The organism is Amycolatopsis sp. NPDC114504 (genome assembly GCF_055633595.1).
This window is the reverse complement of the sequence record NZ_JBVKDU010000003.1, coordinates 1151549-1178180: the sequence shown is the minus strand read 5'-3', so window position 1 is coordinate 1178180 and position 26632 is coordinate 1151549. Positions and strand designations below refer to the sequence as shown.

Here is a 26632-nt window from a genome sequence, read left to right as displayed (position 1 = left end):
TAAGATGCCGGACGACAGCACAGTGAACGAGGAAAGGAGCGGTGACCGCCCGGCCCTCCCACACCCCCCCCCCCGTCGCGGGGGGGGGCACCCCCCCCCCCCCCCCAACGCCCGGCGCGCACTAGGAACGTCATGACCCGTTATGTCCTGCGACGGCTGCTCCAGCTGATCCCGGTGTTCTTCGGCACCACCTTCCTCATCTACGTCCTGGTCTGGGCCGTGCCCGGCGACCCGTTCTCCGGCAAGTGCGGCCAGGCCGCCTGCCCGAAGGCCTACATCGCCCAGATGACGGAGAAGTTCCACCTCGACGACAACCTCTTCGTCCAGTACTTCAAGTACCTCGGGAGCCTGTTCACCGGCGACTGGGGCGAGACCTTCAACGGGACGTCGGTGGGCGAGCTGATCGCCACCTCGTACCCGATCACGTTGCGCCTGGCCGTGATCGCCGTGGTCATCGAGGCCCTCATCGGGCTCACCGCCGGCGTGCTGACCGGCCTGCGCGGCAAGGGTTTCCTCGACAACCTCGTCCTGGTCTCGACCACGTTCCTGATCTCGCTGCCGGTGTTCGTCACGGCGATCGTGCTGCAGCTCGCCCTCGGCAGCAACGGCCTCGGCCTGATCGAGGCCAGCGTGTCCGACAACCCCAGCGTCGGCGAGCTGATCGTGCCCGGCATCGCGCTGGGCAGCCTGTCCATGGCCTACGTCGCGAGGCTGTCGAGAACGAGCATCGCCGAAAACCGCCGCGCCGACTACGTCCGGACGGCCATCGCGAAGGGACAGCCGCAGAGCCGCGTCGTCGGTGTCCACCTGCTGCGCAACTCGGTGATCCCGGTGCTCACGTTCCTCGGCACCGACCTGGGCGCCCTGATGGGCGGCGCGATCGTCACCGAAGGCGTGTTCAACATCAACGGCCTCGGCGGGCTCATCTTCCGCGGCATCCAGAACCGGGAGAGCGCGACCGTCGTCGGCGTGGTCGTCCTGCTGGTGCTGGTGTACCTGCTGATGAGCCTGGTCGTCGACCTGCTGTACGCCGTTCTCGACCCGAGGATCCGCTATGACTGACCCGAACCTGGTGGGTGGCGGCGGGGCCGACGCGGCCGAGCTGTCCCGTATCGACGACTCCGGCACCGGCCCGCAGAAACCGCGCAGCCTCTGGAACGACGCGTGGCGCCAGCTCCGGCGCAAACCGGCGTTCGTCATCTCGGCCGTGATAATCCTGCTGATCCTGCTGATCGCCATCGCGCCCGGCCTGTTCAGCTCGCGGGAAGCGGGCTTCAGCGACCTGACGCACGCCAACGAAGGCCCGTCCGCGGACGCCTGGTTCGGCTACGACAACCAGGGCTACGACGTCTACGCCCGCACCATCTACGGCGCCCGCGCGTCCCTGCTGGTCGGGGTGTTCTCGACGCTGCTGACCGTCCTCTTCGGATCGCTCGTCGGCATCTTCGCCGGCTACTACGGGCGGTTCGTCGACAGCATCCTGTCGCGCTTCGGCGACATCTTCGCGGGCCTGCCGTTCGTGCTCGGCGCGATCGTCATCCTGACGACGTTCAACGCGCCCGGCTCGAACCCCGGCGCGGTCACGATCATCGTCCAGGTGGTCTGCTCCATCGCCGTGCTGAGCTGGCCGGTGGCCATGCGCATCATGCGGTCGGCGACGCTGGTGGCCAAGCAGCTCGACTACGTCAAGGCCGCGCGCGGCCTCGGCGCGAGCACCCCGCGGATCATCTTCCGGCACCTGCTGCCGAACACCCTCGCCCCGGTGCTGGTGTACGCCACCATCGCGCTCGGCGCGTTCATCGGCGCCGAGGCGACGCTGGCCTACCTCGGCATCGGCGTGCGCCCGCCGGTGATCTCGTGGGGCGTGATGATCAGCGACTCGCGGGACTACTTCCGGGTGGACCCGCACATGCTGCTGTTCCCCGGCGCCTTCGTCACCCTGACCGTGCTGGCCTTCGTGATGCTGGGTGACGGCATCCGCGACGCGCTCGATCCGAAGTCGAGGTAGATCCCCTTGTCCGACAACGAACTCCTGCTCGAAGTAGAGGATCTGCACGTCGAGTTCCGCACCTCCGACGGCGTGGCCAAGGTGCTCAACGGCGTCGGCTACTCGGTGCACGCCGGGGAGACCCTGGCGGTGCTGGGCGAGTCCGGTTCCGGCAAGAGCGTCACCGCGCAGACGGTGATGGGCATCCTCGACATGCCACCCGGCGTGATCACCGGCGGTACGGTGCGCTGGCGCGGCGAGGACCTGCTGACCGCGTCCGAGGACCGCCGCCGGGAGGTGCGCGGCAGCGAGGTCGCGATGATCTTCCAGGACGCGCTGTCCGCGCTGAACCCCGTTTTCACCGTCGGTTTCCAGATCGAGGAGCAGCTGCGCGTCCGGCTCGGGATGTCCAAGAAGGACGCTCGCAAGCGCGCGATCGAGCTGCTCGACATCGTCCGCATCCCGGCCGCCGACCGGCGGATCAAGGACTACCCGCACCAGTTCTCCGGCGGCATGCGCCAGCGCGCGATGATCGCGATGTCCCTGGCGCTGGACCCGGACCTGCTCATCGCCGACGAGCCGACCACCGCGCTCGACGTCACCGTCCAGGCCCAGATCATGGACCTGCTCGCCGAGATCCAGGCCGAACGCAAGATGGGGCTCGTCCTCATCACGCACGACCTCGGCGTGGTCGCGGAGGTCGCCGACCGGATCGCGGTGATGTACGCGGGCCGGATCGTCGAACAGGCCGACGTCGTCGAGCTGTTCCGCGCGCCGGCCCACCCCTACACCGCCGCGCTGATGGACTCCCTGCCCCGGCTCGACCTCAAAGGACAGACGCTGGAAACCATCAAGGGCCTGCCGCCGAGCCTGCTCGACATCCCGCCGGGCTGCCCGTTCCACCCGCGCTGCAAACGCGCCGAAGCCCGGTGCTCCGAAGAGGTCCCGGCCCCGCACGGGATCGGCTTCGGGCGGACCAGCGCGTGCCACTTCGCCGAAGAGGTGGTGAACTCCCGTGCCTGAACCCATCCTTTCGGTCACCGAGCTCCAGAAGTACTTCCCGGTCCGCACCGGCGTCCTGTTCAAGCGCACGGTCGGCCAGGTCAAGGCGGTCGACGGCGTCTCGTTCGACCTGATGCCCGGCGAGACGCTCGGCGTCGTCGGCGAGTCCGGCTGCGGCAAGTCGACTTTGGCGCAGGTCCTGATGCGCCTGGAAGAGCCGACCGGCGGCACCGCGAAGTTCGAAGGCCGCGACATCTTCGCGATGCGCGGCACCGAACTGCGGAAGCTGCGGCGTGAGATCCAGATCGTGCTGCAGGACCCGTACACGTCGCTGAACCCGCGGATGACCGTCGGCGACATCGTCGGCGAGCCGTTCGAGATCCACACCGACGTGGCGCCCAAGGGATCGCGCGCCACGAAGGTGCAGGAGCTGCTGGAGGTCGTCGGGCTCAACCCCGAGCACCTCAACCGCTACCCGCACCAGTTCTCCGGCGGACAGCGCCAGCGCATCGGCATCGCGCGGGCGCTCGCGCTGCGGCCGAAGGTGATCATCTGCGACGAGCCGGTGTCCGCCTTGGACGTCTCGATCCAGGCGCAGGTGATGAACCTGCTGGGCGACCTGCAGGACGAGTTCGGACTGTCCTACGTGTTCATCGCGCACGACCTCTCCGTGGTGCGGCACCTGTCCAATCGGGTCGCGGTGATGTACCTCGGCAAGATCGTCGAAATCGGGACGGACGAGGAGATCTACGAACGACCGTCCCACCCGTACACCCAGGCGCTGCTGTCCGCGGTGCCGGTGGCGGACCCGTCCGTGCGCGGGCAGCGGCAGATCATCCGGCTCGAGGGCGACGTGCCGAGTCCCCTGGATCCCCCGTCCGGCTGCCGGTTCCGCACGCGCTGCTGGAAAGCGCAGGACCGGTGCGCCACCGAGGTCCCGGAGCTGGTGCCGAGGACCGACGGCCACTTGTCAGCATGTCACTTCGCCGAACAGAAGTCGGTTGTTCCATAACGTCCTTTCGGCCGTTGTGGCTGCATTGTCCGGTCTATACGGTGCAGGAACCGCTTTCCCGAGGAGGAGAATCGTGCACAGACCCAGGCTTCTCGCCGCGGCTTTGGCCGTCCCGCTGTTCGGGGCGATCTCGGCCGTCGCGGTCCCGGTCGCGTCGGCGCAGCCCGCGCTGGCCGGCCCGGCGACCGAGTTCACCGTGCTCGCCAAGGACACGCAGAGCATCGGCACCGCCCAGCAGGCCATCCGCGCCGCGGGCGGCACCGTGCTGGAGACGAACACCGCCGTCGGCCTCATCAAGGCCAGCGCCCCGGCCACCGGGTTCACCGAGCGCGTCTCGGCGAACCGGGCCGTGTTCGGCGCGGCCAAGGCCCAGGTCATCGGCTCGCTGCCGAAGAACGGCAAGAAGGCCAAGAACGACAACGCCGAGAAGGAAGGCCGCGGCGCCGCTTCGAAGAAGGCCGCCGCCACCAAGGCCGTCGGGATGGACCCGCTGGACGACCAGCTCTGGGGCCTCAAGTCCGTCCGCTCGGACCTCTCGCGCACCAAGCAGGCCGGCAGCAAGCAGGTCAAGGTCGGCGTCATCGACACCGGCATCGACGGCACGCACCCGGACATCGCGCCGAACTTCGACGCGGCCGACTCGCGCAACTTCACCAAGGACATCCCGTTCGACGTCAACGGCGTCGAGGTCGACGGCCCGTGTGAGTTCCGCGGCTGCGTCGACCCGGTCAACCACGACGACGGCGGCCACGGCACGCACGTCGCCGGCACCATCGCCGCCGCGGCCAACGGCTTCGGCGTCTCCGGTGTCGCGCCGAACGTGACGCTGGTGAACATCCGCGCCGGCCAGGACTCGGGCTACTTCTTCCTGCAGCCGACCGTCGACGCGCTGACCTACGCCGGCGACGCGGGCATCGACGTCGTCAACATGAGCTTCTACACCGACCCGTGGCTGTACAACTGCGCCGCGAACCCGGCCGACTCGGCCGCGGAGCAGGCCGAGCAGCGCACGATCATCGAGGCGACCCAGCGCGCGTTGAACTACGCGCACAAGAAGGGCGTCACGATGGTGGTCGCGCTGGGCAACCAGCACACCGACCTCGGCGCGCCGCAGCCGGACACCACGAGCCCGGACTACCCGGCGAACTCGACGCACCCGCGTCCGGTCGACAACAGCTCGTGCCTGAGCCTGCCGGTGGAGGGCAACCACACCATCGGCGTCGGCGCGTTCGGCCCGTCGCAGGCGAAGGCGGACTACTCGAACTACGGCACCGAGCAGATTTCGGTTTCCGGCCCGGGCGGGTACTTCCGCGACGGTTTCGGCACGCCGTGGTTCCGCACGGTCGAGAACGAGATCCTCTCGACGTACCCGAAGAACGTGGGTGTCGCCGAGGGCAACATCGACGCGGCGGGCAACGTGACGCCGGCGGGCGTCGCACTGGGCGTCCAGAAGGCGACGGCGGCCGACGGCCGGGTCGGCTACTACCAGTGGCTCCAGGGCACGTCGATGGCGACGCCGCACGCGACGGGTGTGTCGGCGCTGATCGTGTCCCAGTACGGCAAGAAGACCAAGGGCGAGTTCGGCCTGGACCCGGACAAGGTCCAGCGCGTCCTCGAGGGCACGGCGTCGCAGATCGCCTGCCCGGTGCCGCGCACGGTGGACTACGTGGACGAAGGCCGCGGACCGGAGTTCACGGCGACGTGCACGGGTGACCCGTCGTTCAACGGCTTCTACGGCCACGGCGCGGTCGACGCGTACTCGGCGGTGACCCACGGGTCGCAGTACCTGAAGTAGTTCTCCCGCGCGACGGCCCACCTCCGCCGGGGGTGGGCCGTTTCGCGTCTCCGGCCAGCCAACCTTCGGCCGGTGTCGCGCGTGTACACCGGGACGCGGGGGAGGTTTCGGGTGGAAGTGCGTGAACCGGCGTTACCGGTCGATCCGAGGTTGCCGGGCGAACCGATGCTCGTGGAGGTGAACGCCGCGCGCATGTGGCTGGGGCGCCGCGGGGTGGTGGTCTGGCTCCCGACCCGGCTGCTGGCCCTGCGCCTCGGGTCCCGGGAGTGGGCGGCCAAGACGACGCCGTGGGGCGTGGCCGTCGGCCTCGTGCTGGCCGCGGTGAGCCCCCTCCTCCATGAGATGCCCGGCTGGTTCGGGGTGCTCTTCGCCGCCGTCGCGGTCGTGCAGGTGGTCCGGTCGCGGGAGATCCGCCGCCGCGAAGAGCTCGCCGAACGCCTGGCGGGCACCGGTACCCCGCCGGCGCCGCGGGAGGCGGTGCGGCAGGTGGGCGGGTGGTACCTGGCCGCCGCGGCGATCACGTTCCTCGGCGGCGCCGCGCTGTCCGCGGCCGAGATCGTGGTGGCGCCGTCCGTCGACGCCTTCGCTCAGACGTTCGCGCTGGCGGCCGGAGCCGCCGCGACCGTGGCGATCGCCGGGCGGATCCTGCGCGCCCCGGTCATCGCGGAGGACCCCGCCTCACTGGCCGTCGACGGCCAGCTCCGGGCCCAGGACGCCTACCGCTACGCACCGTCGGCGCTGTTCGGCGTGGTGGTGATGCCCCAGTCCGTGCACAGCCCGTTCGAGTGGTTCGCGGTGGCCTACCTGGTCGTCGTGCTGGGCCTGCAGCTGACCGGCTGGCTGCGGACGCGGTTCCGGAAGCTGCCGCCGGGTTTCTACGGCCGGTAAACCGTCGCGGCACTCCGCGCGTTTGGCCACTGACAGCTACTACGGGGAGACGGCATGAGCACCGGAGCCGAGCAAGAGATGGGTCTGCGCTGGCTGGCGAGCCGCGGCCGGCGCGTGGCGGCACCGACGCCGTACATCGACGCGCTGCTGCTCACCCGCAACGCCTTCACGAACCGCAGCCTGCCGTGGTTCCTGCTGTTCGGCGTGCTCGCGCTCGTCGGCGGGCTCGGCTTCGGGCAGCTCTTCGGCACACCTCTGAGCATGGCCGTGTACTTCGCCTACTTCGCCATCCAGCTGACGATCTGGCGGGGCGTCCGGTCCCGGCAGTCGCAGCTGGCGAAGCACACCCAGCCGTGGCCCGGTCCGGCGCCGAAACCGCTCGACGCCTGGTTCGTCGCGTCGGGGGTACTGGCCTACGGCGGCGGCGCGACGCTCGCGGTTTCGCTGCTCCCGGGGAGGTACGCCGCGGGCTGGCTGATCCTGCTCGCGATCAGCGCGCTCTGCTCGGGCGCGATCCTGACCGGCTTCCTGCGCGGCCCGGTCCTCGCCGAGGACGAGGCGTCGTTCGCGGTGTACCGGCAGGTGCAGGCGGAGAACCTCCACAGCGCGGCGCCGGCCCTGGTCGCGGTTCCGCCGCTGCTGGACGTCGTCGCCCACCGGCTGCCGCCGTCGTACACGCCGTGGCTGGTCGCGTACGCCGTGCTGGTCACGGCCGCGGAGCTGGTCGCGTACGTCCGGGGCCGCCGTCCGCTGCCACCCGGCCACTACGGCGAACCGGTCCCGCCGCAGACCGCCGTCGACTGGTCTCCACCGGCGTCCCGGTGAAGACCAGCCGGCCAGTCAGCGGTTCGAGGCCTTCTTGACGAACTTCGCGAGGTCCTTGGCCTGCTGCACCCGGGTCGGCTCGTGGACGTACATCATGTGCCCGGCCGGGTAGTACGCCGTGTCGATGTTGTCGCGCAGCTCCTCCGGGATCTGCAGGTGGGCCAGCACGTGCTCGGCCGCGAAGTAGGCCGTCGCGCCGTCGTAGTGGCCGAACGCCACGTGGACCTGAAGGTGCGGGTTCGCGCGCATCGCCGCGCTCACCGAGTCCACCACCGACACCGAGCGGCCCTCGAAGTCCGCGTACGACCACGCCTTGAACGTGTCCTCGTGGATGAGCTCGTACGGCAGGTCGTTCTCGTACCCGAGCTCGGCCCGCACGTAGTGGTTGAACGCCGCCGCGTACGCGCCGATCACGCGGGAGATCGACGGGTCGTCGCTCATGTGCTCGCGGCCGCCGTCCGGCTCCCACGTCGTGAAGCGGCCGTCCATCCGGCCGACCGTCAGGCCGCGGTCGCGCAGCAGCTCGGTGAAGAACCGCACGTGCTCGATCCGCAGGTTCACCCGGTCCACATAGGACTCGGTGAGCCCGGTCAGCGACGCCAGCGTGGCCACGGCTTCGGCCCGGTCCCGCGTGGACAGCCGGGCGCCACGGGAGAGGGCCCACGGCAGGTCCTTCGCCGCGAAGTCCTCGGCGTCGGCGAGGACGTCGTCGAGCGGGCGCTCGCCGTGCAGGCCGTGGTAGTGCGCGATCGCCGCGTACGTCGGCACGTACAGCGAGTACGGCAGGTCGTTGCCCTCGGTGAACCGCAGCGTGCCGAGGTCGAGCACGGACGAGATCAGCAGCAGGCCGTTGAGGTAGAGCCCGTGCCGCTCCTGCAGGTGCGCGGCCAGCCCGGCGGCGCGCAGCGTGCCGTACGACTCGCCGGCCAGGAACTTCGGCGACAGCCAGCGCTGGTGCCGCGAAACCCACAGCCGGATGATCTCGCCGACCGACTCGATGTCGCCCTTGAAGCCGTGGAAGTCCTTGGTCTCGCCGCCTTCGGACGCGCGCGAGTAGCCGGTCGACACCGGGTCGATGAACACGAGGTCGCTGTGCGCCAGCAGCGTCTCGGGGTTGTCGGCCAGCCCGTACGGCGGCGGCACGAGGTCGTCGACGTCGCCCGAGAGCACCCGGCGCGGGCCCAGCAGGCCCATGTGCAGCCAGATGCTCGACGAGCCGGGGCCGCCGTTGAAGGCGAACGTCACCGGCCGCGAGCCCGGGTCGGCGTCGTCGAGGGTGTAGGAGGTGAGGAACACCTCCGCCTTCGCCTTGTGCCCCTCCGACTTGCCGTCCTTGACGATCTCCCTGCGGAGGACGATCCGGCCCGTCTTGGCCGTGTAGGAAAGCTTCTTCCGCTTCACGGTGATCGTGTGCCGAGTCGTGACGATGTCGTCGGTCGGCTCGGCCGGGATCTCCGTCGTTTCCGGAGCCTTCTTTTCGGGAGCCTCTTCGGGGGTCGTGTCCGCCATGGACCCAACCTAGTTGTGGCAGGGTGACTTGGTGCACACCGGGGACTGGCCGAAGACGGCGGAGGACGCGCTCGCCGTGCAGGAACGGCTGCGCGGCCTGGTCGATCTCACCGACGACCTCCCGGAGCTGCCGCCGACGGTGACCGGCCTCGACGTCGCCTACGACGGCGCCGACGGGATCGCCGCGGCCGTCGTCACCCTCGAGACCACCGGGCTCACCGTGGTCGAGCGGCGGACGCACCGCGCGCGGGCCGTCTTCCCCTACGAGCCGGGCCTGTTCGCCTTCCGCGAGCTGCCGCCGCTGCTGGCCGCGCTCGAGCGGCTGGACCACGAGCCGGACGTCCTGGTCTGCGACGGCCACGGCCTCGCCCACCCGCGGCGCTTCGGCCTCGCCTGCCACCTCGGCGTGCTGACCGGCCGGCCCGCGTTCGGCGTCGGCAAGACGCGGTTCGTCGGCACGCACGACGCTCCCGCGGCGTCCCGGGGCGCTTCGGTGCCGCTGGTCGACGCCGGGGAAGAGGTCGGCGCGGTGCTGCGGACCCAGGACGGCGTCAAGCCGGTCTACGTCTCGGCCGGGCACCGGATCGACCTGGCGCACGCCTGCCGGCTCACGCTGGCACTGGCCCCGCGCTACCGCCTGCCCGAGACGACGCGCCAGGCCGACCGGCTGTCCCGGGCGGCGCTGAAATGAGGTCGCTCGCGGAACTGGACGCCGCTGTCGCCGGGTGCCGCGCCTGTCCGCGGCTGGTGACCTGGCGCGAAGGCGTCGTGGGCACGAAGGCGGCCTTCCGCGGCGAGGAGTACTGGGCGCGGCCCGTGCCGGGCTTCGGGCCGCCGGACGCGTCGATCGCGGTGGTCGGGCTGGCGCCCTCGGCGCACGGCGCGAACCGCACCGGCCGGATGTTCACCGGCGACCCGTCGGGTGACTTCCTCTTCCGGGTGCTGCACGAGGTCGGGCTCGCGTCGCAGCCGACGTCGGAGCGGCTCGGCGACGGCCTCGAGCTCTACCGCACCCGGCTCGTCTCGCCCGTGCGCTGCGCCCCGCCGGACAACAAGCCGACGCCGGCCGAGCGTGACACCTGCCGTCCGTGGCTCGCGGAGGAACTCACGCTGTTACGTCCGACACTGCGCGCGATCGTCGTGCTCGGCGCGTTCGGCTGGCAGGCGTTACTGCCCGTGCTCGCCGCGGCCGGCTGGCCGGTGCCCCGACCGCGTCCGGCGTTCGCGCACGGCGCCGTCGTCGAACTGGACGACCTGCGACTTTTCGGCTGCTACCACGTGTCGCCGCGGAATGTCCAGACTCGGCTCGTGACCCACGCCATGGTGGTCGACGTGTTCCGGGCCGCGACCTCGGTGACACGTCCGAACTGAATCGTTACGGAAACCGCAGCGACGCTGGTCACAGCGAGATGGGGTCCCCGAGCGAGGCGCTCCGGAAGGTGTCACCATGAGGACATGGCTGCTGCGAAGTCGAAGTCGGAACCGACTCGGATCCTCGTCCTCGGTGGTGGGTACGTCGGGCTCTACACGGCGTACGGCCTCCAGAAGATGCTCCGGGCCAACGAGGCCTCCGTGACCGTCGTTGACCCGCAGCCCCACATGACCTACGCGCCGTTCCTCCCGGAGGCCGCGGCCGGCGCGATCGAGCCCCGGCACGTGGTCGTGCCGCTGCGCCGCGTGCTCAAGCGCTGCCACGTGCTGACCGCGCGCGTCACCAAGATCGAGAACGACAAGAAGTCCGTCACGGTCGAGGCGGCCGACGGCCACATCGAGCAGCTGGGCTACGACATCCTGGTCGTCGCGCTCGGCGCCGTCGCCCGCATCCTGCCGATCCCGGGCCTGGTCGAGCAGGGCATCGCCTTCAAGACCATCGGCGAGGCGATCTACCTCCGCAACCACATCATGACCAAGCTCGACGAGGCCGCCAGCACGCTCGACCCCGAGCTGCGCAAGCGCCTGCTGACGTTCACCGTCGTCGGCGGCGGGTTCGCCGGCATCGAGGCGCTGGCCGAGCTCGAGGACATGACCCGGTTCGCGGTCGAGAACTACTACCCGAACATCCAGCCCGCGGACGTCCGCTGGGTGCTCGTCGAGGCCGCCGGGCGCATCCTGCCCGAGGTCCGCGAGACCCTCGGCGTGTACACGGTCGAGCAGCTGGAGAAGCGCGGCATCGAGGTGTACCTGTCGACGGCGGCGAAGTCGTTCGAGGGCGGCCACGTCGTGCTCTCGGACGGCACGGAGTTCGACACCGACACCCTCATCTGGACCGCCGGCGTGAAGGCGAACCCGGTGCTGGCCAACTCGGACCTGCCGCTCGACAAGCGCGGCCGCCTCGAGGCGACGGCCGCGATGCAGGTCGTCGGTCACCCGGAGGTGTGGACCGCGGGCGACAACGCCGCGATCCCGGACCTCTCGCGCACCGAAGAGGACCCGACGGCCACGTGCCCGCCGAACGCGCAGCACGCGGTCCGCCAGGCGACGCTGCTGGCGAAGAACATCATCAAGGTGATCCGCGGCGGCAAGCCGAAGGACTACTACCACAAGAACCTCGGCGCGGTCGCCAGTCTGGGCCTGCACAAGGGCGTCGCCGACGCGCTGAACCTGAAGATCAAGGGCTTCCCGGCCTGGCTCTTCCACCGCGCGTACCACCTCAAGGCGATGCCGACGTGGAACCGCAAGATCCGGATCCTCTTCGACTGGATCCTCGGCGGGCTGTTCCGGCGTGAGGTGATCTCGCTCGGGCAGATCAACAACCCGAAGGACGAGTTCGCGCGCGTCTCGAAGTCCTGAGTCCGGCCGGGTGGCGCCGGTAATGTCCGTCCGGTGAAGCCACCGATCCAGTCCGACCCGCCGAAGCCGGGGCTCGATCCGCTGGAGCTCGCGCAGGACGTGCTGGCCCGGATCGAACGCGCCAACGAGTACGCCCGCAGCCGGAAGTCCCGCTTCCGGCGGCGGGCGGTGTCGATCCGGTTGGTGGCGCTGGCGCTCTCGGCGACGTCGACGATCATCCTCGGGTTGCAGAACCTCGACGGCTGGACCGGGACGGCGTTCGCGCTCGTCGCGGTCGTCACCGTGGTGAGCGCGCTCGAGCCGTTCTTCGCGTGGCGGTCGCTCTGGGTGCTGATGGAAGAGGTCCAGTCGCGCTTCTACCGGCTGCGCGACGACCTCGGGTTCTACGTCGCGTCGACGCCGCCGGAGGAGCTCGACGTCGAGGTGATCCGCGCGAAGTTCGACGACTACCAGCGCGTCTGGGACCTGGTCGGGCAGCGCTGGCTGGCGTACCGCCGCGCCGACGAGGCGTCCGGCAAAAGCGGCGGATAAGGGCTTTTTGGGGCTATTGCGGGGAAAAATCCGGCTGTGTGCCGGTGAGCGACATGGTCTGGACAACTGGGCCGATGAGCGGGTAAACCCTTTCTTCACAACGCGGAATAAGTCCGCTCCGGCTCCTCTCCCCACGGTCCCCCTTGGAGCTTTGCCATGCCCTTTTCCCGTACCAAAGCGGCACTCGTGGCGGCGCTGCCCGTCGTCGCCGCGCTCGCACTGACACCGTCCACGGCCGCCGCGGCCACGCCCGCCTTCCCCGCCCACTACGCGGCGCCGTACCTGCAGATCAGCGACGGCGACGCCGGCCAGATGGCCGCGGACATGAACGCGACCGGCACGAAGTTCTTCACGCTGGCGTTCCTGACCCCGCAGTCCGGCTGCACGCCGGTCTGGGAGGCGAACGGCACCGGCGTCGGCTCGTTCAAGTCGCAGATCACCGCCCTGCAGTCGGCGGGCGGCAACGTCATCCCGTCGTTCGGCGGCGCGGAAGGCGGCGAGCTGGCCCAGACGTGCACGACCACGTCGAGCCTGACCGCGGCGTACGCCAACGTCGTGAACACCTACGGCACGCCGCGCCTCGACTTCGACATCGAGGGCGGCGTCCTGAACGACACGGCGTCCAACCAGCGCCGCAACTCGGCACTGGCGGCGCTGCAGCAGCAGAACCCGGCGGTCCAGGTCGACTACACGCTGGCGGTCGACCCGACGGGCCTGCCCTCGAAGGAGCTCGACCTCCTGCGCGACGCGAAGAGCAAGGGCGTCAAGGTCAGCGTGGTCAACCTGATGGTGATGGACTTCTACGACGGCCAGCCGGTCCTGGGCGACGCCCTCTCGGCGGCGCGGGCATCGGCGTCCCAGCTGGCAAGCCTGTACGGGATTTCGACGTCGGCGGCATACGCGATGATGGGCCTGACGCCGATCGCCGGCCGCAACGACGACGGAGCGCAGTTCAGCCAGTCGGACGCGCAGCAGCTGGAGACGTTCGCGGCGTCCAACGGAGTGGCAGAGCTGTCGTTCTGGGAGTTGCAGGACTACGACCGCGCAACGGGCTACACGTACTCGCGCATTTTTAACGCGATCACGGGCGGCGGCACGACGACCCCGCCCCCGGCCGGCGGCGGAACGATCACGGGCTACGGCGGCAAGTGCGTCGACGTGGCGGGAGCTTCTTCCGCGAACGGCACTGTTGTGGATTTGTACACGTGCAACGGAACCGGCGCGCAGCAGTGGACGGCGACGTCGGGCACGTTGCGGGCGTTGGGCAAGTGCCTGGACGTGAACGCGGCAGGCACGGCGAACGGGTCGCGCGTGCAGCTGTACGACTGCAATGGGACTGGCGCGCAGCAGTGGACGGCGTCGGGCAGCCAGCTGGTGAACCCGGCATCGGGCAAGTGCCTGGACGCGACGGGCCCGAGTTCAGCGGACGGAACACCGCTGCAGATCTGGACGTGCACAGGAGCGGCGAACCAGTCGTGGACGCTCCACTGAGTCCACAGTAGACACGAGGCCGGGTCGTTTCTCCGACCCGGCCTCGTGTCGTTTTGCGATGGTGGCGCCGGTGCCGGCCGCGTCCTACCATCCAGGGGGGCGAGGGGAGGGGCGGTGAGCCGTCCGGCCGAGGCGAGGTTTCCGCGAGGCAGCTTTCTGGCCGGATTGTCCCGGACGGCGCGGGCCGCCCTGCTCGAGCTGGGCATCCCGCGGGAGTTCGGGCCCGAGAAGGTGCTCCTTCGCGAACAAGAGTCCAGTACGCACGTCTTCCTGCTGGTCGACGGCTGTGTGAAGGTCACCGGTGCCACCCCGGAGGGTCACCTCGCCCTGCTGGCCATCCGGGTCGGTGGCGATCTGGTCGGCGAGTTGGCGGCGATGGACGGCCAGCCACGGGTCGCCACCGTGACCACCGCCGGCCGGGTGAAAGCCCGCTTCATCTCCCAAGCCGAGTTCCGCCGGTTCCTCCTCGGCTTCCCGGACGTGTCCCTCGCCGTGAGCGGCAGCGTCGGCGCGAAGCTCCGTTGGGCAACTCGGCGGCGGATCGACTTCGGCAGCCGCGAGGTGCGGATCCGCTTGGCGAGGGTCTTGCGTGAGCTCGCGACGTCGTACGGCGTCGCCGCCGGCCCGCACCTCCGGATCGGTGTCGCCCTCACCCAGCCGGAACTCGCCGCGCTGGTGGGGGCCGCCGAGCCGACCGTGCACCGCGCTCTGGCCGGGTTGCGGCGGGAGGGAATCGTGGAGACCGGCTACCGCCGGGTGTGCGTCTGCGACCAGGAACGGCTGGCGGCCGTCGCCGACGGCTGAGCCCGCTCACGGAAGCGCCGCGGTGACCAGCAAGACCAGGGCGCTCGCGAAGAGCACGCAGGTGCCGGCCAGCGCGAACCGCACGTGGTGGTGCTTGCGCATCGCCAAGGCGGCCAGCAGGCGGGTGAGTTCGTGGGCCTGTTCGGACTGCTCTCGCTGACTACCGCGTCCGGTGACTGCCGTTCCGGCGGCGACGCTCGGGAACGCGAACTGGTTCGCCCCGGACGGGGCCGTCGTCCGGGGCCGGATCGCCAGGAACACGTGCAGTGATGCGAAGGCGTACGCCAGGGCGAAGCAGATCAACGCCCCGAGGAGGATCGTCCGCGGCACCGAGCCGGCCTTGACACTCCCCAGGAGGCCGGCCTGGGTGGCCACCAGCGCGGTGATCATGGTCTGGACGGCCACGACGGTGCGCGCCTTCTCGTCGGCGTGCTGGACCGCGCCCTGGAAAAACGTGACCGTGGTCAACGTCGTGGCGAGTTCGTCCCCGACCTCGCCACGTCCGACTTTCGTACCCGCCGGTGCTCTCCTGATCATGTTCTCTCCCTTTCCGGTCGCCCTTCGATCGTCGCCGTTCCGGGCCGCCGGCTTCTCGTCCTAAGACGGCTTCGGGACCGGAACTCGCCGCCTCCGAATGCGAAAAGCCGCCTTTTGACGTGGTGCGCGGCGCCGTCATGTGGGAACGGTGGTTGCGGCGCACGCACTCGAGGAGGGGAGTGGAGCTGAACCAGAAGTCGTGGCCCCAAGGCAGCTTGCTCGGCCGGATGTCCGCGCGGACCCAGGACGGTTTTCTCGAACTGGGAACGGCGGTGACCTACGGCGCGCGCCAGCAGATCATCCGGCAGGGCGAGGAAAGCCACCACGTACTGGTGGTCCTCGACGGGATCATGAAGGTGTTCGTGGAAACGGAGTTCGGGCGTCCGGTGCTGCTGGGCCTGCGTGGACGAGGTGACCTGCTGGGTGAAATGTCGGTTCTGGAAGGCCGGCGGCGGTCCGCCAACGTGACGACCTGCACCGCCGCTCACGTCAGGCTCATCAAGAGCGCTCAGCTGAAGAACTTCCTCGACCGCAATCCGGACGCGTGGGCCGCGATGGCCGCGTCGCTCAGTTCGCGGTTGCACTGGGCGAACAACCGGCGAGCCGAGTTCGTCGCCTGCCCGGCGCCCCTGCGGGTCGGCCGGGTGCTCGCCGAGATCGTCGGCCGGCACGGCGTGCGCACGACGGAGGGCTGGGACCTCGACGTGTCGCTCACCCAGACGGAGATCGCGTCCCTGGCCGGGGTGGCACTGGCGACGTTCGAGAAGGCTTTGCAGCTGCTGCACCGGTCGGGCCTGGTGCGCCGGCAGTATCGACGGATCGTAGTCGACGATCTCGAGCGGCTGGCCCGGTTCGGGGTTCCTGACCGGCAAAACCCGTATCAATACGGGGTCGGCGACGCGGACGTGGCTCAGAGTTAGGGGATCGAAAAGCAGATCGATCTTCCGGAGGAGGCCGCGTTGCCGGAACACACCGAGTTCTCACGGGCGCTGCTGCTGGCCGTCGACATGTGGCGATACGGGACCCGGGACGGGCGGCAGCAGGCTGAACTGCAGCAAGCCCTATCGGACGCGGTGTCCGCCGCGGCCGAGATCGCCGGGCTCGATCGAGCCTCGTGGGCGGTGCAGGACAGCGGCGACGGCTTCTTCGCCCGCATCGACGACGGCTCCGCCGAGCCGGCGCTGGTGGGCCGGTTCGTCCGGGAGCTCGATGCCCGGCTCGAGCGGTTCAACCACGCCCGGCGGCCGGAAACGCGCCTGAGGCTGCGCATTTCGATGCACCACGGCGGATCCCTGCCGGCCGCGCACGGCTACGCGTCGGACGGACCGGTGCACGTCAACCGGCTCTTGGACGCTGAACAAGCGCGGGCGGTCCTGGCGGCACTGCCCGAGGCCAACCTCGTTCAGGTCGTGTCCCAGCCGATCTTCGAAGGATGCGTGTGCCAGCGTCTCCCCGAAGTTTCCGAAGCCGAGTTCGTACGCGTCCGCGTGGACAAACCGGAGAAGCGGTTCTCCGCCGACGCCTGGATCCGGGTACCCGGCGTTCCCGCCGCGACGGTGGCCGAACTCGCCGGCGTGGCTCCGCTGGCGCTCGATCTCCGTGTCGATGGCGACGCCGACCCGGACTTCGCGGATCGGGTGGTCGTGGCGTCCCTCGCCGCGGCCGGGATCCCGTTGCCCGGAAAGGTGAACGATGACCTCACGGTGTCGTTGCCCGGCGGAGCGCCGGGCGAACGCGTGCTGGGGGTCTGGCTCTACCACCTGGAGGAGGCGCTCGCCGCGCACGCGCCGGATGTGCGGATCGCCGTGGGAGTGGCGTTCGGGGACGCTCGCGCGCCGGCTGCCGACGCGGCTCGGTATTCGGACGGCGTCGAGGACAGTTCCGTCGTCGTGGCCGTGTCCGACGGCGTCCATCGGCAGTTCGTCGCCGGCTCGACGGCGCGGATGGTGATGCCGGACAGCTACCGGCGGCTCGGCGGCGAGCCGGGGTCCTGGGTCCGCGTCCTCGGCTACTCCGTCCCGCCGGAGCCGGGTCCGCGTCGCCGGGACGTCGTGACACCGGAGGCGTCACCCAGGATCGGTGTGGTGCACGGATCGGCGTCGAACTTCGAAGGCGGGACCTTCCACGCGCCGATCGTCATCGGGGCGTGGAACGACAACCGCGGGGCCGGCCGATGAGCGAATCCACCCCGGCAGCGCCATCGCCTAAAGCGCCGGCACCGGCCACTCCGGCCTCGGCGCCCAAGGGCCCGCCCGAGGGTGGTGCTCCACAGAACGGCACCGCGCAGAAGAGCGGCACGCAAAAGCGCGGGACGCCGCAGAAGGCGAGCCCGGGGGACGAGAAGGATCGGGTCGACGACGAGAGCCGGGGTGTGAACCAGGCCATCCGGCAAGGGGACCACTTCTTGTCGCCCAAGTTCGCGCAGCACACGTCGACCGCGTACTTCAACGAGCCGCGGGTCGGCGAGGTCCAGGTCGGTGATCGAATTCAGATCTATGCCGGGCAAGAGATCTCCCGGCGGTCCGGATCCGTGCGTGAAGACGTGCTCTCGCAGGTCAGGTCCCGGTACCTCCCCGTGGCGGGCCACAGCGACATGCGCGAGGTGCTCGGGCAGCGGAACGTCATCCTCTTGCGGGGCCAGCCGGGCACCGGACGCGTCACGACGGCGTTGCACCTCCTCGACCGGGTGGCCGAAGGCAGGGTCTTCGGGCTCAACAGCGGAAAGACCGTCAAATCGCTCGTCGGTGCCGAATTCCCGGAGAAGAACGCGGGGTACTTCGCCGAGCTCACCCGCCGGGTGAGCGGCGCACTCACCGAGCAGAACCTCGACGAACTGCGCGACCGGCTCAAGAAGGCGTCGTCGTTCTGCGTGCTGATCGCGGCCGAGGATTCCCGGTTCATCGATGTGTTCGGCGGGTACGCGTTCGAGTACCGGCCGCCGGAACCGGCTTCTCTGCTCGACAAGTACGTGCGGCACGAGATCCGGCCCGAGGACCCGCCCGGCCTCGAAACCGCTCTCGGGAAGCTGCGCGCGGCTCCGTGGACCGCCGAGGCCCTTGGCCCGTGCCCGCGACCATGGGAGTCCGTGCGGATGGCCACTCTTCTCGTCCAGCACGCGCGAGGAGTCCTCACGCGTGAGGACGTCGAGCGCGAGGCCGCTCAAGCGGTTCACCGCCAGGTGGCGAAGTGGTTCGTCGCTCCGCAGGGCTTGGAGCCAGGTGCCGAACTCGACGAAGCGCTCCGGCTGAGCGCCTTCCGCGTGGCGTTGGCGGTGCTGAACGAGGCGCCGTACAACCTGGTGGCCGAAGCGGCTGAGCTGCTGGGCGACAAGCTGGTCAATGCGACGGGAAAGGACGACAAGCGCCGGGTGTCCTTGTTCGCCGACGACCAGGTGAGCCGGCTCCCCGCGCTGCGAGCGACGATCGTCGACGGCTACGCGACGTTCGGCCGCGAAAAGGTGCCGATGCCGCTGATGCGGTTCCACGATCCGCGGTACCCGACCGCCATCCTCGACCACGTCTGGCTGAACCACTACCGGATGCGGGATTCGATCAACGAGTGGCTGACGAAGCTGACCGAAGACGACCGCCCGATGATGTGGGTCCGGGCCGCTCAGGTGATGGGATACCTCTGCCGGAGGGACTTCGTCTACGTCTACACGAAGATGATCAAGCCTCGTGCCATCGAAGGTGAGCGGGGGTGGCTGCTGAGCAACCGCCGTTTGTCGCCCGCGATCGCGCTGGACCAGGCGGCGCAGGACGACAACCTGCGACCGGCCATCATCGAGCGGCTGGAGGACTGGCGCCGCTCCGATCTCCGATCGCTGCGCTGGACGGCCGCGGCGACGTATGGGTTCGCACTGGGGCGCCGTCGCATCGACAAGACGCTCGAAGAGCTCAGGGTTCTCGGTACTCCTTCGGAAGGCCGCGAACCCCTGGACGAAGGCGATGACTGGGACGTCGTCTGGATCACCGGCTACAGCGTGGCGAAGCTGCTGGCGTTCGGCCGGGTGACCGAGGTGCTCGCGTGCCTCCGCCGATGGCTCGACAGCAAGCGGACCAGCCTTCGCCGGCTCGCGTTGCAGAGCTTGCTGCACCTGACGGATCTCTACGGGTTCGAGCTCGACCACCTCGAAATGGCGGGGAAAGAGGATAGGCCCGTGCTCCCGCCCGGCGCCGAGCAGTGGCCGCTGCTCCTGACCTTGCACTCGCAGGACTCCGCTCTCACCGAGCCGATCGCCTCGTTGCTGCGCGAGTCGTTGCGGACCCGCGAAGGTGACGCGCTGGCAAGGCACTTCCTCTCCCGGTGGATCCGTTGCGCGGAACGGGAGCCGACCTTGCTCGATGTCTTGGCGAGGTTCATGGCCGAGCTCGTCGAGAAGCAGGGTGACGCGGAACGGCTCCTCTACCTGATCGGACGGCTCACGAAGGACTGGGCCGATCCGCTCGAGCCCGACGTGGCGGCCCAGCTGACCGCGTCGATCCGTACCCGGACCGAAATGAGGGTGGTCGTATGACCGAGGAGAAGGTCTCCGGAGAAGCGGAGCCGAAGGAAGAAGACGACGTCGAACAGCAGCACAAGCCCGAATCGCCGGTGCCGGACTCGGGCGACCGGCCGACGGTCAGGACGCTCGACGGCTCCGCCTACGCGCCCATCGTGAGCGACGATCGCGTCGGCCGGCTGGGTTTCGTGCGGAACCGGACGCCGATGCGGCCGTGGGTGGCGAGGGTGTTCGTCCAGAGCGACGGCCGGATGTCCGCCTTCGACCAGCGCAAACAGCCGACCGCGGGCGAGCTCCTCTGGGGCGGTTTCCGCTCGGTCTTCGAGGTGGACCTCTCGCTGCAGCGGCTTTCGCTGGAGATCGCGCTGCCGAGCATGGGTGACGCCTTCGTCTTCCGCGCGGAAGCGGACATCCAGTGGCGGGTGAAGAAGCCCAAACTGGTCGTCGCCGAAGGGCTCCGGGACATCCGGCCCGTGCTCGTCCCGCCGTTGCTCGCCGGGCTGCGGGAGGCGAGCCGGGCTTTGATGGCCGTGGACGTCGAGACGGCGGAGAAGGCAGTCAACGCGCGGTTCCCGAACAACTGGCTGCTGTCGGAATACGGACTGTGGACGAACGTGCTGGTGCGCCTGCGGATGGACGAACAGAAGGAACGGAACGTCCGGCTGGAGGCCGAGGTCGCGGCGTTCAAGGAGCTCATCAAGGACGGCGACCTCGACCAGTTCGCCTTGCAGCTGGCGCAGAACCCGAAGGACGTCGAACCGGTGGTGCGCGCGCTCGTCCAGGAAAGGGACACGCACCGCCGTGAGGTCTTCGACTTCATCACGCGGCTCATCGAGTCGGACGCTTTGGACCGCTGGCAGATCGACGACCAGGTCCGGATCGTGATGCAGTGGATGCAGACCTCGATCAACCGGGTCCTGACCGGCACGGACGCGGCGCGGCAGCTGAGCTTCGAAGACCGGACCAGCGAGCCCGCGCGGAACGGCTCGGGAAGCGGTGCATGATGTGGCCGTTGCTCCCGCAGGCGTTGCCGGGCCTGTTCGTGGTGGTGGCGGTGGCCTGCGTGGTCGTCCGGTTCGTCGTACCGGTGGCGTTGAGGACGTTGATCGAGCCGGTCCGCGACGCGGTGACGCTGGTAGCGGCACTGCTGGTGCTGCCGGAGTACTGGGTCAGCCGGTCACGCCGGCGCGCGGGAGGAACGCCACCGCAGCTGGCATACCTCTACGGCAACGGCGTGACCCGCCTGGCCTGGCTCGGTGACCGCGGCGTGGTCCTGGTCCTCCGATCCCTGGCCCGCGCGGCCGTCACGGTCCACCCACTGGTGGTCGGCATCGTGGCGGCGGTCTGGAAACTGGCGGCGTAGTCCTCTGAGCTGCGGTGGGTGCCGGTCGCCTAGAGTGTGCGGTGCCCCCGTAGCCCAATCGGCAGAGGCAGTCGACTTAAAATCGACAAAGTGCGGGTTCGAACCCCGTCGGGGGCACCATTCACCTTCTTCGCGGACGCCGTCGGGATCGCGCGTAGGTTGGTGTCGACGTTGCTCGACCTGGACCTCGCCGCGTTGAAACTGTTGTCGATCGCCGAAACCGCGATCCGTCGCCGGATCGCCGAAAACCTCGAGAAGCAGGAAGACGCGATCGTCGCGAGTGGACTGAAGGCGGATGCCGCGGCCTTGCTCGCCCGGTGTTTCGAGGACGTCTCCGAGACCGGCTGGAAAGCTCGTTGCCGACAGCTTCACTCCGAAGGTCTGTCCCCGTCCGGGATACTGGGCGCGGGAGGTGGACATGTCGATCGTCGGAGTGACCGGGCACCGGCAGCTGACCGCCGCGATCACGGCGCACGTGCGCGCGGAGGTCGCCGACGTGCTGCGTCGGCTACCTCGACCCGTCGTCGGCATGACCAGCCTTGCCGATGGTGCCGATCAGCTGTTCGCCGAGGCCGTCCTGGCGGCAGGAGGGCTCGTGCACGTCGTTCTCCCTGCCCAAGATTACGAAACCACCGTGCGGGACGGCGAGACCTACCGGCGGCTGCTCGCCGCGGCGGCCGAAGTCGTCGTGCTGGACTTCGGCGAACCCGGCCCGCTCGCCTACGAGGCCGCCGGGCGCTATGTGGCCGATCACTGCGATCTGCTCGTCGCTGTCTGGGACGGCCAGGCTCCCCGGGGGCCCGGGGGGACCTTCGCCGCCGTTAGCTACGCCCGGAGTATCGGCCGCCCGGTCCAGGTCTGCTGGCCGGACGGGGCCGCCCGGCCCTGAGTCAGCGCACCGGGACGTGGACCCGGAGGATCTGGAATCCCGCGCCCGCCAGGACCGCCGGGAGCGCGCGGATGAACATCCGATTCTTCTCGCGGGCCGGTTCGGGGAGCTCGTCCCAGTCGACGAGGTTCGGGTGCCTGCGCTCCTCGCGGTTCGGGCCGTGCGTGTACCCCTGCGCCCGGCGCTCCGCGACCCACCGCTGGTGTTCCAGCCGCGCCAGCTGGGCCACTTCGTCGGGCGTCGTCCGGAACGTGAACGACATCGTGCCGTCGAACACGGGCACCGCGATGCACCCGATCGCGCCCAGCTTTTCCCCGACGTGCCCGGCCTGGGCGCGGTTGGCGTCCTTGAGGTCTTCGGCGAGGTCTTCCCACGGGCTCATCGACGGGTTGGCCGACGGCGTGCCGCCGTTCGCCGCGGCCTGGGCGACGTACTCGTCGTGCAGCGATCGCGCGATCTCTTCGACGGCGACACCCGCCTGGATCGTGTCCGGCCGGCACGCCTCGTCCAATGCGCCGAAGATCCGCAACGACCCCGAAACGTCGTCGAACAACCGCCCGTTCGCACCACGGAACGCTTCGTCGAGTTCCGCGCCGCGCTCGCCGACGCGAACCGTGACGTGGACGCTGTGGTCACGCAGCACCCGCAGGACGGACAGGCCGATCTTGACACCCGTGAGGTCGTCGTCGGCGCACACGAACACCCGGTCCGCGGCTTCCAGCAGGTCGGCGTGCTCGTCGACGAGCGACGTCAGCGGCGCCGGGACCCACCTGACGTCACAAACCGCGTCGAGCGCCGGGAACCGGTGGCGCAACCGTGCGCCGAACGTCGCCGCGTCGGGGCTCACCACGGTGAGAACCAGCCGGGGCCGCCCCAGGTTGACGTGCACCCGCCAGCGGCGCGCGAGTTCGAGCGCGAGAGTCTGGCCGAAGTCGTCCAGCCCGGCGACGAGGACGTGCGGCGCCGCTCCGCCGGTCCCGTTCGCCAGCGGGTTGTCCTGAGCGAGCACCCGGGCCGCGATCTCGTCGGTGCTGAACAGCACGAGCCGGAACTCCTGGTGTCCCTTGCGGCCAAGGCCGCGGGCCAGCAACGCGGCCCGCAGATCCCGGTCGGGCACCAGGGCGAAGCAGGTCAGCGGGGTCTTCCGGTCGGCGGTGACCGCGCGGGCGGCGACCGCGATCGACGTGTTGACCGCGCTGCCCGCCGCCATCGCGTAGACCGTGTCGGCGTTCGCCGTCCCCGCACCGCGCAGCACCGCCTGGTCCGTCGGATCCCCGACCACGACGGGAACCCTGAGCCGGCGGCACAGGTTCGTCGCTTCGTCGGAGGGGCGCGGGTCGACGAGCACGACCGCCGGGCCGCGCGCGCGTACCCGGCTGACGAGCAGCAACGCGTCGCCGCCGCTCCCGCACACCACTACATGACGCCGGGACAACCGCGCCCGCCACTGCTGCCGCTGGGCGGCGAAGACGGCGGCGACGACCTCGATCACCGCCGACGCCGTCACCACCGGCCCGAGGAACCGCGCGATGTTCAGCACCAGCGGCATCGGACCGCCGTTCTTCACCGGTTCGGCGGCGACGAAGAACAGCTGAATGCTGTAGAACAGCCGATCCGGGAAACCGCGGCCGAACTCCGGGTGCGACGGCAAGTAGGCCGAGAAGCCGGCGAGACCCAGGACCACCGTCACGACGGCGAGGAATCCGAACACGAGCAACCGGACGCCCATCGCGGAAATCCTGCGGTCAGCGGACGTGCTCACGGTGCCGGCCATGACCCTCATCTCTTCCCGGATGACTCAACGCCTATCGGCAAGCGACGGCCGACGTTACCGGAAAACGGATCCAGGTTGCTCCGTCCGGGTAATCCCGGGTCGTTGTAACAACGAAAAACGCCCGGCCGATCAGGATGGAGTCCCGAGGGGAACGGAAAACGATCACGCATGAACAGCGATGCGGAGTACGCGTACGACGCGTTCATCTCCTACAGCCGTAACCGGGACAAGGACTTCGCACCGCGGTTCCAGCAACGGCTGGAGGCGTTCGCCAGGAAGAATCGTGAATCCCGGCGTGACGCGCGAGCGCTGCGGGTGTTCCGCGACGATGCGAACCTTTCCGCGAATCCCGACCTGTGGCAGGGCATCGAGCGGGCCCTCGCGTCCGCGAAGTGGTTCGTGCTGCTGGCTTCTCCCGAGTCGGCCGCGTCTTCGTGGGTGGGCAAGGAACTGGCGTGGTGGCTCGAGCACCGGTCCCCGGACCGGATCCTGATCGGTGTGACGCACGGGTACCTCGGCTGGAACGGCCCGCTGGACGAGGACAACGCGCTGCACCCGGTCCTGCGGGACGCGGTCGACGTCGAGCCGCGGCTGATCGACTTGCGGGCGATCCGCGGACTGGACGACCTCGACGACGACGATCCCCGTGTCCAGGAGGCGGTGGCCGACTTCGCCGCGCCCATCCGGGACGTCGACAAGGACGTCCTCATCGGCGAGCACGTCCGCCGCCGGAAACGCGAACGCCGCCGCCTCATCACGGCGGTCGCCGTGTTCGCCGTGCTCTTCCTGCTCGCCGGCGTCGCCGGAGTGGTCGCCGTCCACCAGCAGAGCGTTGCCGAGGATCAGGCGCGCATCGCGACCGCCCGGCTGCCCGCGTCGACGGCCGTGAAGGATGCCGCGGTCGACGCCGGGAGGGCGCAGCTGCTGGCCGCCGAGGGGTACCGCTTGAACGCGGATCCGCAGACCGAAGCCGCTCTGTTCCAGGTGGCCAACGGCGATCCCGGTCTGGTCCGGCAGCACACCGCTCCCGCGCCCGTGACCGCTCTGGCGGCCGCACCGGGTGGGACGGTCGTCGCCGGCACGAGCGACGGGCGGCTGATCCGGTGGGACCCTTCGACCGGCGCCACGGCCGAGGCGAAGCTCGGCGACCGGCCGGTGTCCGACGTGGCGCTGAGCGAGGACGTGTCCGCGGTCGCCGCGACGGACGGCGAACTGGCCGTGCTCTGGCGACCGGGTGCCGAGCCCATCGTCCTGCACCAGGACACGCCCGGTCAGGTGGCGGTGTCCCCGGAAGGCCGGACCGTCGCCGTGCTCACTTCGCCTCTGAACCCGGCCCACCGGCTGGCGACGTTCGAGGCGACGGCCGGAACCAAGCGAGGCGACGTCCCGCTCTCCGATTCGTACTGGGACGGGCTGGGTCTGCCGGACGAGGACACCGTCGCGGTGACCGGCAGCGCCGGTGTCTGGCAACGCCTGCGTGTCGCCGATCTCGCCGTCACCGTGCGGCAGGACGAGCTCATGGCGCCGGGAGATCGTGGTATCTCGGCGACTTCCGGCAACGGTGCGTTCACCGGCTTCTACGCGAGCGGGGCGGCGGTGTTCGACAGCGGAACCAGCCGGATCGAGCCGGACATGTCCGGTATCGACAGCGCGTTCACGCCGAGGGTGTTCGCGATCCGCGACGACGGCAAGCAGATCGCCGTGAGCGGTGGTGGGCGGCTCTGGCTCGCCGAGACCGGCGGCGAGACCGGCCCGTACAAATCCAGGGAGCTGGTCGGGTCCGGCGGCGCCGACCACCTCGGGTTCATCGGCGGCTCGGGCCGGCTCGTCACGTCGAACGGCGCCACGCTGTCCGTCTGGGACCCCACTTCGGTGTCCCGGTTGCGCCTGGACACCGGAGAGCGGAAGGTGCCCGGGGCGCCGGCCTCCAGCCCCGCCACCCTTGCCTCGATCTCGCCGGACGGACGCCGTGTAATCCTGGTCGGCGGGTTCGGTGACGTCGTGCTGCACGACTTGCGGCAGGGACCGGCCGAAGGCACGCACGTGACGCTGCCCCCAGGTGTCGAAGGAGTCTTCCCGGCGTGGCTGCCGGACGGCACGCCCGTCCTGATCGGGAAGGTGGGCTGCGGCCTGTACAAGATCCGAGGCAGCCGGACCGAGGAGATCCTGGCGGGCCAGGGACAGGAGGACGTCGCCGCCCGGATCACCGCCGACGGCGGCAGGCTGGTCTGCGTGAGCGCGTACGGCGGAATGAGCACGCGCCGGATCAGCGACGGCCGGTACTTCGACCGGATGCCGGGGAATTCCGAACGGCTGTCGAAGTACAGCGGTGCGCACGAGCCCGGCCTCGGCGCGATCAGCGACGACGGCCGTTACGCCGCGTGGATCGCCGCCGGTGCGGAGGACAGCGGCCGGCTGACCGTCGTGGACAGCGAGAACAAGACGGTCGAGTCCGTGCCGGGCGACTCCCGGTCCGTCCACTACGCCGGCGGGCGTCTGCTCGTGTCCCACCCGGACGGATCACTGGACGTCCGCGACGTCACCGGAGGCGAGCTCCTCCGGTCGATTCCCGGCAGTCCTGACTTCGGCTACCCGCTGAGCGCGGTCCCCGGCACCCCGTTCGTCGGCCGCGTTCGCAACGACGGCGTCGTCACGGTCATCGACATCGATCGGGGCGTGGTGCTCGGCGACCTGACCTTGCCGGTGGCGACGTCGTTCGCCACCGCCCCCTGGGAGGCCACGGCCATCACCGGCTCCGCGGCGACCGGCGAACTGCTCACCGCGAGCCCGGACGGCACCGTGACCCGCTGGGCGGTCGACGTCCGCGCGTGGCTCGGCTCCGCCTGCCAGCTCGCCGGCCGCGATCTCCGGGCCGACGAGTGGCAGAACGTCACCGGCTCCCCGCCGCCGGGCGACCTGAGGTGCGATCGATGA

At 70.0% G+C, this 26632-nt stretch carries 23 protein-coding genes and 1 tRNA gene; 21 read left to right on the top strand and 3 right to left on the bottom strand.

All coding sequences use genetic code 11. The features are described 5' to 3' along the window. Window positions 1-132 precede the first annotated feature (132 nt). The 7 genes from ACZ7PG_RS26970 (at window position 133) to ACZ7PG_RS26940 (ending at window position 7509) form a co-directional block, all read left to right on the top strand. Window positions 133-1062, top strand: coding sequence for an ABC transporter permease (locus ACZ7PG_RS26970; protein WP_470241847.1), 930 nt, complete (start codon window positions 133-135; stop codon window positions 1060-1062). Beyond that, window positions 1055-2008 carry an ABC transporter permease gene (locus ACZ7PG_RS26965; RefSeq protein WP_470241846.1) on the top strand — a complete coding sequence of 318 codons (954 nt, stop codon included), beginning with the start codon at window positions 1055-1057 and terminating at the stop codon, window positions 2006-2008. The genes ACZ7PG_RS26970 and ACZ7PG_RS26965 overlap by 8 nt, the downstream gene beginning before the upstream one ends. 6 nt (window positions 2009-2014) lie before the next feature. Then, window positions 2015-3010, top strand: a complete 996-nt coding sequence (locus ACZ7PG_RS26960) for an ABC transporter ATP-binding protein (RefSeq protein ID WP_470241845.1) — start codon at window positions 2015-2017, stop codon at window positions 3008-3010. Continuing rightward, entirely contained in the window at window positions 3003-4001 is a 999-nt protein-coding gene (locus ACZ7PG_RS26955) for an ABC transporter ATP-binding protein (RefSeq protein ID WP_470241844.1), read from the top strand. Before ACZ7PG_RS26960 ends, ACZ7PG_RS26955 begins: the two co-directional genes overlap by 8 nt. 73 nt (window positions 4002-4074) lie before the next feature. Then, complete coding sequence (locus ACZ7PG_RS26950) at window positions 4075-5796, top strand: S8 family serine peptidase (RefSeq protein WP_470241843.1); 1722 nt, start codon at window positions 4075-4077, stop codon at window positions 5794-5796. A gap of 165 nt (window positions 5797-5961) precedes the next feature. Then, on the top strand, window positions 5962-6684 hold the full coding sequence (locus tag ACZ7PG_RS26945; RefSeq protein WP_470241842.1) for a hypothetical protein: 723 nt from the start codon (window positions 5962-5964) through the stop codon (window positions 6682-6684). Between the two features lie 54 nt (window positions 6685-6738). Continuing rightward, a complete protein-coding gene (locus tag ACZ7PG_RS26940; protein ID WP_470241841.1) occupies window positions 6739-7509 on the top strand; it encodes a hypothetical protein in 771 nt (256 codons plus the stop codon). 15 nt (window positions 7510-7524) lie between these two features. On the opposite strand, the gene ACZ7PG_RS26935 is transcribed toward ACZ7PG_RS26940, so the two are convergent. After that, complete coding sequence (locus tag ACZ7PG_RS26935; RefSeq protein ID WP_470241840.1) at window positions 7525-9018, bottom strand: S10 family peptidase; 1494 nt, start codon at window positions 9016-9018, stop codon at window positions 7525-7527. A 31-nt stretch (window positions 9019-9049) separates the two neighbouring features. Between ACZ7PG_RS26935 and ACZ7PG_RS26930 the strand changes: the two genes are divergently transcribed. From ACZ7PG_RS26930 to ACZ7PG_RS26905, 6 genes are all read left to right on the top strand, one after another. Then, complete coding sequence (locus ACZ7PG_RS26930; protein WP_470241839.1) at window positions 9050-9709, top strand: endonuclease V; 660 nt, start codon at window positions 9050-9052, stop codon at window positions 9707-9709. Beyond that, window positions 9706-10389: a uracil-DNA glycosylase gene (locus ACZ7PG_RS26925; protein WP_470241838.1), complete on the top strand. Its 684-nt coding sequence runs from the start codon at window positions 9706-9708 to the stop codon at window positions 10387-10389. Before ACZ7PG_RS26930 ends, ACZ7PG_RS26925 begins: the two co-directional genes overlap by 4 nt. A gap of 84 nt (window positions 10390-10473) precedes the next feature. After that, complete coding sequence (locus ACZ7PG_RS26920; RefSeq protein WP_470241837.1) at window positions 10474-11808, top strand: NAD(P)/FAD-dependent oxidoreductase; 1335 nt, start codon at window positions 10474-10476, stop codon at window positions 11806-11808. A 33-nt stretch (window positions 11809-11841) separates the two neighbouring features. After that, window positions 11842-12339: an SLATT domain-containing protein gene (locus tag ACZ7PG_RS26915; protein ID WP_470241836.1), complete on the top strand. Its 498-nt coding sequence runs from the start codon at window positions 11842-11844 to the stop codon at window positions 12337-12339. A 156-nt stretch (window positions 12340-12495) separates the two neighbouring features. Then, complete coding sequence (locus tag ACZ7PG_RS26910; RefSeq protein ID WP_470241835.1) at window positions 12496-13830, top strand: ricin-type beta-trefoil lectin domain protein; 1335 nt, start codon at window positions 12496-12498, stop codon at window positions 13828-13830. 114 nt (window positions 13831-13944) lie between these two features. After that, window positions 13945-14634: a Crp/Fnr family transcriptional regulator gene (locus tag ACZ7PG_RS26905; RefSeq protein ID WP_470241834.1), complete on the top strand. Its 690-nt coding sequence runs from the start codon at window positions 13945-13947 to the stop codon at window positions 14632-14634. 6 nt (window positions 14635-14640) lie between these two features. Here ACZ7PG_RS26905 and ACZ7PG_RS26900 read toward each other — a convergent pair whose 3' ends face one another. Next, window positions 14641-15171: a Pycsar system effector family protein gene (locus ACZ7PG_RS26900; RefSeq protein WP_470241833.1), complete on the bottom strand. Its 531-nt coding sequence runs from the start codon at window positions 15169-15171 to the stop codon at window positions 14641-14643. A gap of 179 nt (window positions 15172-15350) precedes the next feature. On the opposite strand from ACZ7PG_RS26900, the gene ACZ7PG_RS26895 reads away from it, so the two are divergent. From ACZ7PG_RS26895 to ACZ7PG_RS26865, 7 genes are all read left to right on the top strand, one after another. Then, window positions 15351-16091 carry a Crp/Fnr family transcriptional regulator gene (locus ACZ7PG_RS26895; protein ID WP_470241832.1) on the top strand — a complete coding sequence of 247 codons (741 nt, stop codon included), beginning with the start codon at window positions 15351-15353 and terminating at the stop codon, window positions 16089-16091. A 39-nt stretch (window positions 16092-16130) separates the two neighbouring features. After that, entirely contained in the window at window positions 16131-17348 is a 1218-nt protein-coding gene (locus ACZ7PG_RS26890) for a hypothetical protein (protein WP_470241831.1), read from the top strand. Next, window positions 17345-19687: a hypothetical protein gene (locus tag ACZ7PG_RS26885; protein WP_470241830.1), complete on the top strand. Its 2343-nt coding sequence runs from the start codon at window positions 17345-17347 to the stop codon at window positions 19685-19687. The genes ACZ7PG_RS26890 and ACZ7PG_RS26885 overlap by 4 nt, the downstream gene beginning before the upstream one ends. Next, window positions 19684-20676, top strand: coding sequence for a hypothetical protein (locus ACZ7PG_RS26880; RefSeq protein ID WP_470241829.1), 993 nt, complete (start codon window positions 19684-19686; stop codon window positions 20674-20676). The genes ACZ7PG_RS26885 and ACZ7PG_RS26880 overlap by 4 nt, the downstream gene beginning before the upstream one ends. After that, window positions 20673-21035 carry a hypothetical protein gene (locus ACZ7PG_RS26875; RefSeq protein ID WP_470241828.1) on the top strand — a complete coding sequence of 121 codons (363 nt, stop codon included), beginning with the start codon at window positions 20673-20675 and terminating at the stop codon, window positions 21033-21035. The genes ACZ7PG_RS26880 and ACZ7PG_RS26875 overlap by 4 nt, the downstream gene beginning before the upstream one ends. A 43-nt stretch (window positions 21036-21078) precedes the next feature. Then, window positions 21079-21155 (top strand) — tRNA-Leu (locus ACZ7PG_RS26870). Window positions 21156-21453: 298 nt separating this feature from the next. Then, window positions 21454-21924, top strand: coding sequence for a hypothetical protein (locus ACZ7PG_RS26865; protein WP_470241827.1), 471 nt, complete (start codon window positions 21454-21456; stop codon window positions 21922-21924). 1 nt (window position 21925) lies between these two features. Here ACZ7PG_RS26865 and ACZ7PG_RS26860 read toward each other — a convergent pair whose 3' ends face one another. Continuing rightward, the gene (locus tag ACZ7PG_RS26860; protein ID WP_470241826.1) at window positions 21926-23698 is read right to left on the bottom strand and encodes an NAD-binding protein; all 1773 of its coding nucleotides are present in this window, start codon (window positions 23696-23698) and stop codon (window positions 21926-21928) included. Between the two features lie 168 nt (window positions 23699-23866). Between ACZ7PG_RS26860 and ACZ7PG_RS26855 the strand changes: the two genes are divergently transcribed. Continuing rightward, window positions 23867-26632 carry a toll/interleukin-1 receptor domain-containing protein gene (locus ACZ7PG_RS26855; protein WP_470241825.1) on the top strand — a complete coding sequence of 922 codons (2766 nt, stop codon included), beginning with the start codon at window positions 23867-23869 and terminating at the stop codon, window positions 26630-26632.